This window comes from Alteromonas sp. 4NH20-0104 (assembly GCF_057547795.1).
Genome location: NZ_BAAJLP010000078.1, coordinates 1 through 669, shown reverse-complemented (window position 1 = coordinate 669; position 669 = coordinate 1). Strand labels below are relative to the sequence as shown.

At 47.2% G+C, this 669-nt stretch carries 1 protein-coding gene; it reads right to left on the bottom strand.

All coding sequences use genetic code 11. The annotated features are described in order from the left end of the window. Nucleotides 1–45 precede the first annotated feature (45 nt). On the bottom strand, nt 46–669 hold a 624-nt coding region (locus tag AC27IB_RS23495), incomplete at its 5' end, for an EF-Tu C-terminal domain-related protein (RefSeq protein WP_487124064.1).

Genomic DNA, 669 nt, shown 5'->3' with positions numbered 1-669 from the left:
GCCGCTTTCGCGACCTTTTTTTGGATACGGTGTTAATCGTCGATATTAGTCGATGATTTTAGCTACAACACCAGCACCTACTGTACGACCACCTTCACGGATTGCGAAGCGCAGACCTTCGTCCATCGCGATTGGTGCAATCAGTTCTACTTCGAACTTCAGGTTGTCGCCAGGCATTACCATTTCAACGCCTTCTGGCAGTTGAACAGCACCGGTCACGTCAGTTGTACGGAAGTAGAACTGTGGACGGTAACCTTTGAAGAATGGAGTGTGACGACCGCCTTCATCTTTAGACAGTACGTATACTTCCGCTTCAAATTTAGTGTGTGGGTTGATTGAACCAGGCTTAGCCAGTACCTGACCACGCTCTACGTCGTCACGCTTAGTACCACGTAACAGAACACCAACGTTCTCACCTGCACGACCTTCGTCAAGCAGCTTACGGAACATTTCAACACCAGTACAAGTCGTTTTAGTAGTATCTTTGATACCAACGATTTCTACTTCTTCACCTACTTTAACGATACCTTGCTCAACACGACCGGTTACAACAGTACCACGACCTGAGATTGAGAATACGTCTTCGATTGGCAGGATGAACGGCTTATCGATGTCACGCTCTGGCTCTGGGATGTATGAATCCAGGGCTTCACCTAACTCAACAATTTT